General features: G+C 40.1%; 11 protein-coding genes. 4 read left to right on the top strand and 7 right to left on the bottom strand.

The window, feature by feature from the left end:
- Positions 1-58 precede the first annotated feature (58 nt).
- Both PL9214_RS26120 and PL9214_RS26115 read right to left on the bottom strand, forming a co-directional pair.
- Positions 59-499, bottom strand: a complete 441-nt coding sequence (locus tag PL9214_RS26120; protein ID WP_072722204.1) for a VOC family protein — start codon at positions 497-499, stop codon at positions 59-61.
- A gap of 10 nt (positions 500-509) precedes the next feature.
- A complete protein-coding gene (locus PL9214_RS26115) occupies positions 510-1,019 on the bottom strand; it encodes a TIGR02652 family protein (RefSeq protein ID WP_072722203.1) in 510 nt (169 codons plus the stop codon).
- 100 nt (positions 1,020-1,119) lie between these two features.
- Between PL9214_RS26115 and PL9214_RS26110 the strand changes: the two genes are divergently transcribed.
- Positions 1,120-1,659 (top strand): gamma carbonic anhydrase family protein, encoded by a 540-nt coding sequence (locus tag PL9214_RS26110; RefSeq protein ID WP_072722202.1) that lies wholly within the window; start codon positions 1,120-1,122, stop codon positions 1,657-1,659.
- Positions 1,660-1,671: 12 nt separating this feature from the next.
- Here PL9214_RS26110 and PL9214_RS26105 read toward each other — a convergent pair whose 3' ends face one another.
- From PL9214_RS26105 to PL9214_RS26085, 5 genes are all read right to left on the bottom strand, one after another.
- Positions 1,672-3,126: an MlaD family protein gene (locus PL9214_RS26105; RefSeq protein ID WP_072722201.1), complete on the bottom strand. Its 1,455-nt coding sequence runs from the start codon at positions 3,124-3,126 to the stop codon at positions 1,672-1,674.
- Between the two features lie 52 nt (positions 3,127-3,178).
- Positions 3,179-4,768 carry an Hsp70 family protein gene (locus PL9214_RS26100; protein WP_072722200.1) on the bottom strand — a complete coding sequence of 530 codons (1,590 nt, stop codon included), beginning with the start codon at positions 4,766-4,768 and terminating at the stop codon, positions 3,179-3,181.
- Between the two features lie 28 nt (positions 4,769-4,796).
- Complete coding sequence (gene dtd / locus PL9214_RS26095) at positions 4,797-5,255, bottom strand: D-aminoacyl-tRNA deacylase (protein WP_072722199.1); 459 nt, start codon at positions 5,253-5,255, stop codon at positions 4,797-4,799.
- 294 nt (positions 5,256-5,549) lie between these two features.
- Entirely contained in the window at positions 5,550-6,701 is a 1,152-nt protein-coding gene (locus PL9214_RS26090) for a CobW family GTP-binding protein (protein ID WP_072722198.1), read from the bottom strand.
- A 174-nt stretch (positions 6,702-6,875) separates the two neighbouring features.
- Complete coding sequence (locus PL9214_RS26085; protein WP_072722197.1) at positions 6,876-9,245, bottom strand: glycosyltransferase family 4 protein; 2,370 nt, start codon at positions 9,243-9,245, stop codon at positions 6,876-6,878.
- A gap of 220 nt (positions 9,246-9,465) precedes the next feature.
- On the opposite strand from PL9214_RS26085, the gene PL9214_RS26080 reads away from it, so the two are divergent.
- The 3 genes from PL9214_RS26080 (at position 9,466) to PL9214_RS26070 (ending at position 15,595) form a co-directional block, all read left to right on the top strand.
- The gene (locus PL9214_RS26080) at positions 9,466-10,572 is read left to right on the top strand and encodes an AI-2E family transporter (RefSeq protein ID WP_072722196.1); all 1,107 of its coding nucleotides are present in this window, start codon (positions 9,466-9,468) and stop codon (positions 10,570-10,572) included.
- Positions 10,573-10,603: 31 nt separating this feature from the next.
- Entirely contained in the window at positions 10,604-11,854 is a 1,251-nt protein-coding gene (locus tag PL9214_RS26075; RefSeq protein ID WP_072722195.1) for an FIST signal transduction protein, read from the top strand.
- 66 nt (positions 11,855-11,920) lie between these two features.
- Positions 11,921-15,595: a PAS domain S-box protein gene (locus PL9214_RS26070; protein WP_072722194.1), complete on the top strand. Its 3,675-nt coding sequence runs from the start codon at positions 11,921-11,923 to the stop codon at positions 15,593-15,595.
- The last annotated feature ends 14 nt before the right edge of the window (positions 15,596-15,609 follow it).

Below are 15,609 nucleotides of genomic sequence, written 5' to 3'. Positions count from 1 at the left end.
GAAACTTTGAATTCTATATTTTTATGAACAACATTCTTAGGAAATGGGTGGAAATTGCTTAGACAGCCGACAAAATGCGGATAAATTCTAAGGGTAAACCGTCTGTGTCCGCAATAAACATGACTTCATACACCCGATCTCCGATCATTTGTTGCATAGGTTCTAATAGAATTTTTAACGGTTGAAATAAATTGGGCTGTTCTGTAACTCCTTGATTAAACTGATGTTGAAGATGATTCAACCAACTGGCTAAATCAGAAACTTGATCCGTTAAATCAAACGAAAGATGATAATAGCCGACATAATGCTCATCCGAGAACGCATCGGGGGCGGGTTTCGGTTGGGGAATTTCAATTAATTCAATTCGTCCGTTTAACCCTTCCATCCAACACGCTAAGGTATATCCCGTTGTAAACCGTTCACAAACCGTAAATCCCAGGGTTTCATAAAAAGCGATCGCTCGATGAATATTAGCCGTCCGAATTGACGCATGGTGCATGAATTTCCCCCTATTCAAATAATCGAAAATAGGGATAACGGACGGGTACTCCCTGTTCTTTATCTAAATCAAAATTAATCACATCCCAGCACGGTTCATCCTTCGCATCGGGGCTAAATTCCACAGGTAAACCGTATAGTCTCGGTTGTGTGGTATCTGTCCCATTCCGCCAAGGGGCACTGCGTTCTAAATAGGCACTGATTAATTCTTGATAGCGTTTAGCGATAATCACACGGGTAGCCCGATAACCTTGGGTGTAGAGTCGGTCTAACGCTTCATGAATTTCAAATCGAATTCCATCGGGATGGGTATGTTGTCGATACCATTCTCCCTGCCATTCTCGCCAATGACGACCTGATTGCAAATGAACCAACTCACCTGTATTCGGGTCAGCTTCAAAAGCACCATGACGAGGACACAAATAGGTATCCGTCAGCGTAAGAGCCGGAATTTGCTGACGGCAATGGGGACAACTAATCTCTGGGCCAAAAATTGGGTACTGCAAGGCAGAATTCATCATTAAATGGTTTTACACCAGGGCTGTCGTTTATTATAGCTATGGGAATTTTACCCTTTCTTCTCTATTCTAGTTTGTTCGTTTTTCACGGAATGTTACACCCATGTCTGATCAACCTTTGTTGACTCCCCCAACCTATTGGCCTACTGTAGATCTCTCCCAAGCTGCCTTTGTCGCTGCAAATGCGGTGGTAGTGGGTTTTGTGGAAGTTGGGGCTGGGGCGAGTATTTGGTATGGTGCTGTTGTTCGGGGGGATGTGGAACGGATTGTGATTGGAGAAAAAACCAATATTCAGGATGGTGCTATTTTACATGGTGATCCGGGAAAAGTGACACATTTAGAAGATTGTGTTACCGTTGGCCATCGGGCGGTGATTCATGCGGCTCATATTGAACGAGGAAGTTTAATCGGCATTGGGGCGGTTATATTGGACGGGGTGCGAGTGGGAACGGGAAGTATTATTGGGGCGGGCTCAATTGTTACCAAAGATGTTCCTCCGTTTTCTTTAGTTGTTGGTGTTCCCGCAAAACGAATACGGGAAATTTCTCCAGAGGAAGCAGCAGATTTAATTGAACACGCTAAACGGTATGAAAAATTAGCCTTAGTTCATGGGGGGAAAGGAACCGAAACCGGGTTTAGTTAATGCTCTTTTTGACTAATGAGTAGGATTGAAAATGGGGGAAGAACTTGTTTCTAGGGGATAGGAAGGTTGAGAAATAAATTTTTGATTTTGATCAACAGAATAATTTGTAGCAGAATCCATCAATTTCTCTATAGTTTTATTGGGTTGTGGTGTTTCAGTGTCAAAAGTTGAAGTTTGATTGAGTGTGGAGAGTGTAACTTGAGTTTTTTCCACTGCTTCTGCTAAGGGTTCTAATTGTTCAGACATGGATTTCTGACGTTCTAACCGTTGAGTTGAACCAAACAATCGACTCAAACCATTAATTAAATTTTTGAGGTTATTTTGCAACTGTTCATCCCCGGTTAATTGATTCACATCTTCACTAATTTTTTGCAGGGTTTGTAATGTATTGCGGGTAGAATTTAAAGTTTCTTGAATTAGCATTAAGTTTTCGGGATCACTGACGGCTTTTGAGAGAATTCTTAAGTTAGCTGAAGCGGCTTCGGCATTGGCTGAGGTGGCTTCTAAATTTTCAACAATTTTGGCTTGTTCTAACTGACTCATAATCGGTGTGAGGGTTGTTACTAAAACACTTAATTCTTTTGTGGTTTGATTAATATTTTCTAAGGTAGAAATTAACGTAACACGATTATTGGCTAATAACCCATTAAATTGATTACTCAAAGACGTAATTTGATCCGCCGCACGACCCACTGAGTTTGCAGACTCAACAGCAGCTTTAGACACTTCTCTGGTATCTTGTTGAACACTGGTCGAAAGATTACTAATTTCTGAGGTAAAAGAGGTAACACCTTGATTAACCGATTGATTTAAACCGCCAATTCCTGTATCAAGGGACTCATTTAAGTCTTTCATTTCAGATTGTGCTACTACCAAAAAATCCGATAGTTTTCCTGTCAATTTTGTGGCTTCCTGCGCCGCCGTTGTGGTGGTTTTTGCGGTCGTATTCAAATTAACATATAACTCAGGATTTCCATAGATTTCTGCAAACTGATATAAACTGGAAATCAGTTTCATAATATCAATGCCTGTTTCCGCAGGAATCCGAGTATTATTACAAAGAATTGTGTCAGGACAATCAGGACTTAAGGGATCTGCATCGGCGATTTTTTGAGAGGTATTTCCTTTGGGAATAATATCTACATATCCTTCATTTAATAAACCAATTTGGTTAGATTGAATGATGATATTACGAGGAATAATAAAACTACTGGGTGTAATTTCTAAGATGGCATCGACAGAATTTAAGTTAGCTTCCAGTCGGGTGACTCGACCAATTTTAACTCCTCGATATCGCACGGGAGTTCCGATTTGTAATGCAGACGCATCAGGAAATTCTGCAATTAAAGTATAGCTGCGAGTTCCTAAACTAATATTTTTGAGCCATAAAATTACGGCTCCCAGCAAACCTAATCCTAACAGAATTAACAAACCAACGGAACCTTCTCGAACGGCGCGCGATCGCATATTTTCCCCCTCTTAAAATCAGGATGAACTGAAAACCTGATTGATGGCACATTTAACTTAACTGTACAACAACTTGATTCTCTAATAGTATTTTATTTGTTAATAAATCTTCGACGGTTATGCGTAAAAAACGTTTGTCATCCACTTGAAATAAAACTTTAATGCGATCGCTTCCGGGGTTCCCTGGGGGAGTTAATTGAGCAATTGTTCGACCTCCTGGGTTATCATTTAATGATTGTACAATTTGACGCTGATCTAAGCGACGGGTAATTAAGCGATCGCCATCAAAATAAACCTCGGTTCCCCCAGTTTCATCTCCCAATTCCCCTAAAATTAATTCGATACTTGGTTGATTTTCTAAAGAGGCACCCAAGACTAATTCTACAGGAGTTGTCATCGGGTAAGGTTGACCTGATTTGATAATCGGATGCCAATTGTGGCAATTATCTCGACGGTTCCAATAGCGCACCCCATAACTATGATATAAAAAATCTTCGATTTTGGTGCCTTGACTTAGTTGTAAAGCACCGTGAGAAATAGCCTCAAAGGGTTTTTCACAGCGAATTTTACTGAATTCAAAATATTGTTGAATCCAAGTTTGTACCGCCGGAATTTGAGCACTTCCTCCCACGAGCAAAACCCCATTAATATCCGCAACTTCGATTCCTTGGCGACGAGCTTGTTGAAAGACTTTTCCAATCGCATCATCTAAAGTTTCAAAAAATTGAGCTTTGCTCAGAATTGTTTCAAACTGATTTCTCGTTAAGGTTAATTCATAGCTATCTAAGGTTTCATCATCAAAATACACTTCTGTTGCTTGGGTTTGTAAAGACAATTGTATTTTTAAGCGTTCTGCTAAACGAGTAGTTAACGCAGTTTTGGGTAAACCTTGGGTTTGGGTAAAATAATCTACTAGCCAATTATCAATATCTGAACCCCCTAAGTTTTTTCCAGCTTTGGCTAAAACTCTGGCTGTTTTTACCCGTTGTCCTGATGATTCTGCAAAGGATTTTTGACCCCATTTTAAAATAAATCCCAAGGGTTTTTGATTGCTATTTCCATCTAACCGAACTAAGGAAAGATCTAAGGTTCCTCCACCTAAATCAATCACCAATAAAAGCTCCTGATCTGCCAATCCATATCCTAATGCTGCCGCTGTCGGCTCATCTAAGAGTTGTACCTGTTCCACATCGAGAGATTGAGAGACTTTTCCTAACCAATGGCGATAGGATTCAAAACTATCAACGGGAACGGTAAAGACTAAAGAATCAGTCGCCATCGGTAGTTGACGAATCCTATTAACAATTCCCGTTAAAAATAATTCTCCCACTTGTTCAAAACTAATCGTTTGACCATCAATTTCAGGTAAAAATCCTTGAATATTGCTACCAATTCCCCGTTTAAAATTCCTAAAAAAGCGAGAATCATTGCTAATATCATATCCCCCATCCCGTACTTGTTGACCGAATAAACAGTCTCCTTGACGGGCATCTTTTAAATAAACTAAACTGGGAATTAGGGGGGGATTTTGACTAGAAATTAAGGATAAATTCGGTAATTTTAAAGTTTCCGCTTGTTGTGTGGCGGGATTCCAACGGGAAATAACAGTATTACTGGTTCCAAAATCAATAGCAATGGTCATTTTTCTAAATACTTTATTAGTGAAAGAATTAAGGGTTTGCTTCTTTTTCTAAGGTTAACGTAACAGGGCCATCATTTTCAATGAACACTTGCATTAAAGCTCCAAATTTGCCAGTTTTGACGTTTAACCCACTCAAACGCAATTTTTCTACAAACAGTTCATAAAGTTTTTCAGCTTTTTCTGGCGGTGCGGAACGGTCAAAATATGGACGCCGACCTTTTCGACAATCTCCATAAAGGGTAAATTGACTTACAACTAATAATTCACCTCCGATTTCTTGAACAGATTTTTCCCATTTTCCCGTATTGGTTTCCGGGTCAGGAAATAATCTTAATTCTAAACATTTTCGCGCCATCCAGTTTAGTTCAATTTCGGTATCTGTCTCTGCAATTCCCACTAATAGGTTGAGTCCTCTTCCAATTTTACCTATAATTTCCCCATCAACAGTAACTTGAGAATGATTAACTCGCTGAATAATTACCCGCATAACAGTTATCAGTTATCAAGTATCCGCATCATCAGTTATCAGTTTAGAGGAGCGGAGTTAACTTAATCGATGTCAACTTAATTCGTTGATTTTTCTCTAGTTCTAGCCCCCCCTAACCTGGCTTTAAAAGGGGGGAATTAGAGTCCACAGTCCCCCTTATTAAGAGAAGGATTAGGCTTCAAAGTCCCCCTTTTTTAAGGGGGATTTAGGGGGATCTAATCTTGGCTATAATCAGAGGTCTTCGGCTGAAGTTGACACAATAGATAATCCCACCCCTACCCGTCAACAGTCAATCTATTTCCCAAACCCTTTACCCCGGTTTGTAGAGGGGAGACATAAACAATTATTGAGTTGAGTTTGGAGGGTTTCATGATCTAATCCTTGACCAATTAAAACTAATTGGGTTTTAGGTTCCCCTTTCCACTCATCATCATCAATGGAAAAGCGTTTTCCACTCAGGTGAAAAATATGACGTTTGGGACTTTCATCAAACCATAAAATTCCTTTAGCGCGGAATACACTCCCAGGAAGTTGGTTATCTAAAAAGTATTGAAATTTTCTTAAAGATAGGGGTTGATCGCTTTGGAAAGAAAGGGAGGTAAACCCATCATTTTCTAAGTGGTTAGAATGATGATGGTGATGGTGTTTATGGTCGTGATCATGATGGTGATGATGGTGATGTTCATGGTCGTGATCATGATCGCAATGTTCATCACAAACATGATCAGCAGGGTCATCGTGATGGTCATGGTCATGGTCATGATCATCAGATTCAGGATTAAAATATTTATCGGATTCAAATAATCCCACACTCAGAATTAAAGGAAGAGGAACTTGAGAATTATGAGTGCGTAAAATTCGGGCATCTTTTTTCATATCCCGAATTCTAATTTCTAATAAATCGACATCGGCTTCATCCACCAGATCGGTTTTATTCAAAACAATAATATCCCCATAGACAATCTGGCTATTAGCCGCTTGGCTATTAAATAAATCTAAACTAAAATTAGCACAATCTACCAATGTTACAATGGAATCTAAACGGGTCATATCCCGTAATTCGGTGCTTAAAAATGTTAGAGCAACGGGAAGCGGATCAGCAAGTCCAGTGGTTTCTACCACCATATAATCCACTTTTTCAGACCGTTCTAAAACCTTATAAACCGCATTCACTAAATCTTCGTTAATGGTACAACAAACGCAACCATTACTTAACTCAACCATTGTATTATCTTCATCGGTATTGATAATCAATTCATTATCAATCCCAATTTCACCAAACTCATTCACCAGGACGGCGGTTTTGATTCCCTGTTGATTCGATAAAATATGATTCAGGAGGGTGGTTTTCCCACTGCCTAAGAACCCTGTAATAATGGTGACAGGCATCCCTCGCTTTGGATTATCCATTGTTAATTCTGTGTTAGGTGTTACGGCCGATTGCATAGAGGTACTACCAAAAACGTCAAGAATTTAAACTGGTAATTGTTAGTGTATCGTATTCTTCCCAGAATGACTAGATAAAGTCCGTTTCAACAAAAACAGTCAGAACATCTCAATCTTAAAACTGAGAATAAATTTCTCGGTTAAAAATCATCTGTTTGGGGATTAATTTTAAAATTAAAGGTTGTGAAATAAAACCTTTAATAACTGCTCAACAATAATTTTCCAGGTAAAGTTTTGTTCGACAAAATTCGGCCCCATTTTTTGTAAGGTTTGATAAAGATTTACGTTTTCAATCACCTTTTCCATTAAGGCAAATAAATGTTCTTGATCTGGTTCTAAAAAGAATCGAGTTTCACCGCTTGGTAAGGTAATTTTATCAAAGGTACTTTTGATTTTATACACTAATGTTTCATTAGTAAAATCATCCGTTGGCCCCCCATCGGTACAGATGACCGGAACGCCACAGGCGATCGCTTCTAAGACAGGAAGATTAAACCCTTCGGCGGAATAGGGAGACACATAAGCATCAGCAGCTTGATATAATTGCGCCATTTCTAGGGAGGATAAATTGTTACCAATATAGCGCATTCGAGTAGAAACTCGTTGTATTTCTTCATCATTTAAGCTGTCTTTTGTTGCTTGTTTGAGATAATCTTTTGAGGGAAAAATTGCATCTCTGCCTTTTAATAATAATCGAGCTTCTGGGTATTTTTCAGTAATTCGAGCAAAGGCTTTTAAAATCCGATCAATCCCTTGACGTTCATTCCACATTACTCCAATATTTAAGAAGATAAAACTATCATTCCATCCCAATTGTTGGCGAAGTTCCTGTCGTTTCTCTTCGGGTAAAGGATGATAAATCTGGGTATCCACTCCTAACGGAATTACCACCACTCGTTCAGGAACCGCACCACTGCGAATAAATCCTTCTCGTGACCAATGGGAAGACGTAATAATTAAGGTATCCCAATGGCGATGTGCTTCTCTAAAACAGTCAATTTTCATCCCGTTTAAAATAGAACGGGGTACAATTCCCCATTCTGTACAACCAAAAATAGCAGTTCTTTTACTCGGAGAAGCTGTTAAATTAAACGGACAATAAACCCGGAGAGTAACATCTGCCTTTTGGTCAGTTTCAGGAGCAGGAATCCGATCTAAAATATCCTCAGCTTCCCGACTTAATAACTGTTTACTCGGCTTCCATTCAGAGGTGACATAGGGGATATCTTTATGAAAAACTTTTAAAGCTGGATATTTGACCATTTCTAACAGTTGGTAACTGTTAATAAAGGAATAGGAATGGGGAAGATCTCGCCATCCTTCCACAATAATACTGTGAGGAGACGATAAAGAAACGGGAAGGTTACGATGGGGAGCCCCCCAGGCGATGGGAGTTTCTTGTTGAGCAATTTCCAACAGTTGATCAATGGTATGTTTCCAGGTATAACGTTCTGCTATCCATTGAGGAGCGATTTTTTTAGCTTGTTCTCGCCATTCCGAATGGTCTATAATTTCTTGCATTAATTCTGCCAAATGTTCCCAACTGGGATGTAGGAAAAACCGACTTTGGTTGTGAATAATTTGATTCTTAAAGGAGCTTTTAATTTTCCAGGTAAACTGCTCATCAGTAATGTCTTCTGTCGCGCCTCCAGCACTACAAATAATTGGTAATCCCGATGCAGCAGCTTCCAATACCGATAAATTAAAAGCGGTTGCAACATCTGTAGCTAAATAGGCATCAGAAACTTGATATAATTGGGCTAGGGCGGTACAAGATAAAGGTTGATTCAAATAGGCAATTTTAGGCTGAATTTTAGTAACTTGTTCCTCAGTTAATACATTTTTAAAGGCACTCTCTAACCAGTGGTCAGAGTCGTGAAATAAAGTTGATCCTTTTAAGACTAATCTTGCTTGTGGATAATCCTCTACAATTTGAGAAAATGCCTTTAAAATTGGTTTAATTCCATCTTGATCTTGTAAACTACCGACATGAAGAAAAATGAAATAATCATCCCATCCCCATTGTTGTCTTAAAGCGGTTCGTTCCGTTTGATTCAGGGGATAATAGATCGTTGGGTCAACCCCCCAAGGAACAACCTTTACCTGTTGAGGATTTAAACCACTTCTGATGAATCCTTCCCGTGACCATTGAGAAGGTGTAATAATAGTAATATCAGGATTAAAAATCTGATTTTTTAAGTGAAATAAAGGTTTCAGGGGGGAGGATGAATCAATTAAAATTCCCCAAGGTGCAGTGGCATAAATCAGGGTTTTTCGACTGAGAGAAGATTGAAAATTAAACGGTTGATGAATTCTGAGGGTGACATCAGCAACGGGGTTAATAGCGGGAGGAATTTGTTGTAAACAAGTTTCTAATTCTGGATTGAATAATCCGGTAAAAGGTTGCCATTGGGGTTTTAAACTAGGAATCTCTTCATGGGTTAATTGTAAGGGCGATCGCTGTAGCATTTCCAAGAGTTGAAATTGATTGGTAATGCTATAAGAATGGGGCATAAAACGCCAGCCTTCAACATGAATTCGCATAGAGAACCTTCTACCCAGATACAAACCGTTAAGATAGTTTTAACTATCGTATTTATAAATTATAAAATAAATCAGAACTTCAGAAAGAGTTAATAACCAATGAATCAAGAATTCCTCTTGACCAATGTTCCAGTAATGATTAAACTAAAAAAGCAGGTGGATAGAATTAAACGGGGTCTTTGATAGGTCTCCATCCCTTAGACTAACTCACAGCCAACCCATGAAATCTGAACGACGTATCTCATTTTCTCTCTCTAGTCTGCTTTTGATTGTAGCATCGGTTTTCCTGCTTGTCCTGCTTTGGCAACTGCGAGGTTTAATCGTTCTATTAATGATTTCTGTTGTTTTGGCTGCTTCTATTGTCCCCCTTGTCAATTGGGCAGAAAAAAAACAGGTTCCTCGATGGTTAGCGGTTGTTATCGTCTATTTAACCTTAATCGCAGGATTAATGGGATTTGGCTTAGTCATTGGGCCTGCGGTTGTGGATCAAATTACCTTATTAGTCCGTCAATCTCCCGTTTTTGCAGAACAAATTATTAGAATTGCAACGGATTTAGCCGGTCGATTAGGATCAGAGACTTCCACCTTTATTGAACAACTCATTGATCCTCAATCTTTAACCAGTTGGGTGATTCGTTCCAGCCAACAATTAATTTTACGTTCCTACGGAATTACGAGGGGAATTTTAGGGGGAGTTGCCAGTTTAATTTTAGCTTTATTTATTTCCGGCTATATGGTAGCGGATAGTAAAACCTTAATTCATAGTTTTATTCAATTTTTTCCCTATCCTTGGAATGAACGATTAGCCGCCCAAGTTGATCCCATTAGCCAACGGATGGGGGGTTATATTCGAGGGCGAATTCTCGTCTCTGGAATTTTAGGGGTAGCCACAACAACGGGATTAGGATTTTTAGGCTTAAAAGACTTTGCTATTGGCTTAGGAGCTATTGCCGGAGTTACCAATTTAATTCCCTTTTTAGGGCCGATTTTAGGAGCAATTCCTGCCTTAATTGTTGCCTTAGCCAAAGGGGGATTTTTAGTGGTTTGGGTATTATTATTATATGGAATTATTCAAAATGTTGAAACCTACGTTCTCGATCCCTTATTAGTGGGTTCATCGGTGGGAATTCACCCCTTATATCAGCTTTTATCCGTACTCGGTGGTGTACAAGTTCTCGGAATTATGGGGGCATTAATTGTTCCCCCTTGGTTTGCCGGAGTCGCGGCATTAGTTGAAAATCTCTATCTTCAACCTAAACTCAAAGCCGAACAACAAGAGGAACGTTTAACTCCCCCCGAAGTATCTTCCTCTACTCAATTTCCCTGATTTTTTCCTTTTCTTTTGTACCCAGTTCATCATGAAATTAGAAACTTTTTTCTGGAAGAAACCCACGGGCTGGTCAGTCAAAACATTGCCCTCCCTGGACTCAAATCAAACTTTAGTGATTGTCTTTGGTGGGGTTCAGTTTCAAGACGATCTCGAACCTTTACAAGACTTAAAAGAAGCTTATCCTCAATCTCATTTTATTGGGTGTTCAACCGCCGGAGAAATTTGGGGTTCAACCTTGATGAAGGATAGTTTAATCGTCAGTGTTTTGCAATTTCATAATACCTCATTAAAAACAGCATTTTGTCACCTTTCTGAAGAAACAAATTCATCAAATCCGCTTCAAAGACAAGATTATTCTTATCAAGCAGGTCGTTCTATTGCTCAACAATTGGCTGATCCTCAGTTAAAAGCTGTCTTTATTTTAGGAGATGGATTACAACTCAATGGCAGTGAATTTTTACGAGGTGTGAATTCAATTTTATATCAAAGTTCTGTTTTTAATTCTTCAGATCCTATCTTAATTGTTGGAGGATTAGCCGCCGATAATCATCAATTTAAACGTACTTGGATTTTACAAAATCGTTTACCCATTTCTGGTGCTGTTTCCGCCGTTGGATTTTATGGAAATGATATTGCAATTAGCTATGGTTCCCAAGGGGGTTGGACAATCTTTGGCCCTGAACGACAAGTCACTCGTTCCCACCACAATATTTTGTATGAATTAGATCACAAACCGGTTTTACAACTCTATCAAGAATATTTAGGCAAATACGCCCGAAATTTGCCCACCAGTGGCTTATTTTTTCCTTTAGCATTGGGAACTCCCTTAGCTCGTAAACGCACGGTGAGAACCCTAATCGGCATTAATGAAGAGACAAAATCCCTAACTTTTACAGGTGATATTCCTGTCGGTTCTGTTGCTCAACTTATGCGAGGAAATTATGAGCGTTTAGTGGATGGAGCATTAGCAGCAGCACTCATTACTCGCAATAGTAATCAACGCAAAACGGGAGAATGGGAACAGCAGAAATTGAACCAGAATCAGGCAATAATGTTAGAACCCACTTTAGCGATCGCGATGAGTGGTTCCGGTCGTCGATTAGTTCTAGGAGAGCGTACTGAAGAAGAATTAGAAGCTACACTAGATGAATTACCCCAAGGAACCCAACAAATGGGTTTTTACTCCTACGGGGAACTAGCTCCTACGGGTGTCGCCTCTCTCTGCGAACTGCACAATCAAACCATGACCTTAATTACCATTCGAGAAAATAGTAGCTAATCCTAGCTTTATCCCTATTGTCTCTGATGAATGGCTGCATCCTGACTTCTTCACTCTTAAGATTCTATGCACTATGCGCTCCAACGCCAACTCAGACGCCTGGGTCTTGATCCACAGACTCCTCCGGTGGATATCGCTACATGGGAAGAATTTCTGGAGCGTGTCAGCCGCAGCTACAAGGAAGCCGATCAAGAACGCTATTTGATGGAGCGTTCCCTTACCCTGTCCTCCAGAGAATTGTTAGAGTTGTATAACCAGCAAAGTCAGGAGTCGGAAGCCCGTTTACAAGCGGAACGGGATCGACTGCGCTCGGTGATTAGTTCCCTAGGTGCTGGATTGTGTATCTTAGATCCCCAGGGCTGTTTATTATCCATGAATCCCGAAGCGGAAAGACTATTGGGATGGTCAGAAGCCGAATTAGTCGGAAACTCCATTTTAGACCGCATTGGAGCCCGTTCTCGATTATCTCTGAATACGTTTCAACGGCTGGCTGCTGCTTCCGCTACAGGGTTAGCGTCCCTTCTGGAACCGATCGCATCCAGTGATGATCAATTTATCTGTGCCGATGGCAATATTTTACCCGTTTCCTATGTATTAACACCGATTTTAGAACAAAACACGTTTGTCGGAGCCGCCTTAGTTTTTTTAGATATTACCGAACGCAAACAAGCTCAATTAGAGGCGGAACGATCTATCTCTTTATTACAAGCTACTTTTGATTCAACAGATGCAGGAATTTTAGCAGTTGATCGCACGGGAAAAGTCTTAAATTTTAATCAAAAATTCGTGGAAATGTGGCAAGTTCCTCCTGGATTATTAAAGCCCCCCCATGATCAATCGGTCTTAGCCTTTGTGTTAAGACAATTAAAAGATCCGCCTCGATTTCTCAAAACCGTGATGCAGTTATCTTCGGAACCCCATACCCCGACTTATGATGTGGTGGAGTTCAAAGATGGGCGAATTTTTGAGTTATATTCCCATCCCTCCCAAATGGGAGAAAAATTAGTGGGAAGAGTCTGGAGTTTTCGGGATATTACCCAACGCAAACGAGTCGAAAAAGCTTTGCAATATCGCGTTGAATTTGAACAACTGATTACTAATTTATCGACCCATTTTATTAGTTTAACAACGGATGAAATTGAAAATGGGATTCAACAAGCGTTACAACGAATTAGTACCTTTATTGGAGTAGAACAAAGCTATTTATATTTATTTTCCGAGCAAGAAATACAGATGAATTCGATTTATCAATGGTTGGCAATAAAAACTCCACATCAGCGTTCTCAACAGCTTTCCAAATTGACAGATTTAATCAAAAAAATTTCCGGTTCTAAACTTTATGGGGCTGATATTCCTTGGTTAGAACGACAACTCAATCGCTATGAAAATATTTATCTTGCTGTTCAGGATTTACCCCCAGAAGCCCTAAAGGATTTAAAGTATTTGCAGCAGTTTCATCCCGTTTCAGATGTATCGTCTTATTCAGAAACCGATACTTTACCTCAAATTCAATCCATTATTTTAGTTCCCTTAGTCTGTCGTCGGTCTATTGTTGGATTTTTGCGGTTTGATTCCATTCATTCAAGTTATACCTGGTCATCGGATAGTATTGCATTGTTGAAAATGGTCGGAGAAATGTTTTCTAATGCCATTGAACGCAAACAAACGGAAGAATTTCTGCGACAAACAGAAGCCAAATATCGGAGTATTTTTGAAAATGCAGCCGAAGGTATTTGTCAAACGACCCTAGAAGGACGATATATTAGTGCTAACCCAGCCTTAGCGAGAATTTTAGGTTATAATTCTCCCGAAGATTTATTAGAAACTATTACGGATATTAATCATCAATTATATGTAAATCCTAACCGTCGAGCCGAATTTATCGCAGAAATTCAAGCCAATCATTCTGTATCCGGCTTTGAATCCCAAGTCTATCGTCAAGATGGAACCATGATTTGGATCTCAGAAAACGCCCGTGCGGTTCGGGATCAAACCGGACAATTACTATGTTTTGAAGGTACAATTGAAGATATTACTGAGAGTAAACGCGCCGCCGAAGCCTTAAAACAAGCGAAAGAAGAAGCTGTTGCTGCTAACCGAGCTAAAAGTACCTTTTTAGCTAATATGAGCCATGAACTTCGCACCCCACTCAACGCTATTATTGGCTATAGTGAGATTTTAGCAGAGGAAGCAGGAGACTCCGGTTATGGCGATATTGTCCCCGATTTAGATCGGATTCGCACCGCCGGACGCAACTTATTAGCGTTGATTAACGATATTTTAGATATTTCTAAAATTGAAGCCGGACGCATGGATTTGTATTTGGAAACCTTTCAAATTTCCATGTTAATTGAGAGCATTGTCACAACAGCTAAACCTCTAGTCGATCAAAATAAAAATAGTTTAAATATTTACTATGCCCCTGATGCGCCTGACACCATGCACGCTGATTTAACAAAAGTTCGACAGGTGTTGTTGAACCTACTCAGTAATGCGGCTAAATTCACCTCGGAAGGTGAAATTACCCTGAATATTAGTCGTGCCCAAAGCCTTCCCTTTGAGTGGGTTCGGGACAATGATTTATCCCTTGATCCGCCATCGGATGATGCCAATTATATTCAGTTTCAAGTGCGAGATACCGGAATTGGAATTACTCCCGAACAACAAAAACAATTGTTTCAACCCTTTACCCAAGGGGATGCGTCTACTACTCGCCGCTATGGGGGAACCGGGTTAGGGCTTACCATTAGTCAACGCTTTTGTCAAATGATGCAAGGCCATATCGCCATTGACAGTGCATTAGGCAAAGGTTCCACCTTTACCATTTATTTACCTTTGTTGGTTCAATCTCAATTCAAAGGCTCAGAATATCCGAATTTAGAAGCTACTGTCGAAGACATCGACGCTCTAGGGGAAACGGATATCATTCTGGATGACCCTTCCGAACACGTGAATGAGCCATCGATTACCGTGTTAGTGATTGATGATGATCCCAATACACGGGATTTAATTGAGCGATCACTTATTCGGGAAGGACTGGAGGTAGAAACGGCAGCAACGGGGGAAGAAGGGCTCGCTCGTGCCCAGCAGCAGCGTCCCGATGCCATTATATTAGATATAATTTTGCCGAAAATGGACGGTTGGACGGTATTATCGACATTAAAGGCTGATCCAGATCTCGCTGATATTCCTGTGATTGTGCTATCGTTCATCAGCAACAAAAATCGAGGTTTTGCTCTTGGTGCATCGGACTATTTGACCAAACCGTTTGATGGTAAGCGCCTAAGTGCTTTGTTGAGTAAGTATCACCCGGATCGGAAACGGGATATGCTTCCTGTGGCTGATCATATTTTAGTGGTCGAAGATGATCTCGCTACCCGACAACTATTACGGGGGTTATTACAGCGACAGGGCTGGATTGTCCAAGAAGCCGGAAATGGTCAGGAGGCTTTGCAACTGATTCAACAGTCAGCCCCCAAACTGATTTTGCTCGATTTAGTCCTCCCGGAAAAAAGTGGTTTTGAGTTAATTCATGACCTTCACAGAACAGATCAGTGGGCAAATATCCCGATTATCGTCCTAACGGCGGCTGAATTAACCCCCACAGAATGGGTACTATTGCGGGGCTATGTGGAGCAGATTCTTCAGAAAGGCAGTTATAGCTGTGAAGATCTTTTACGAGAAATTCATATCTTGTTAAATGCCAGCCTGAAACAGTCCCCCTTAAGTTCTAAATCGTGAGAATTCTAACGCTA

Source organism: Planktothrix tepida PCC 9214, from assembly GCF_900009145.1.
Classification (GTDB): domain Bacteria; phylum Cyanobacteriota; class Cyanobacteriia; order Cyanobacteriales; family Microcoleaceae; genus Planktothrix; species Planktothrix tepida.
Note: the sequence above shows the minus strand (reverse complement) of the source record. Positions and strands in the feature narration are given on the sequence as shown.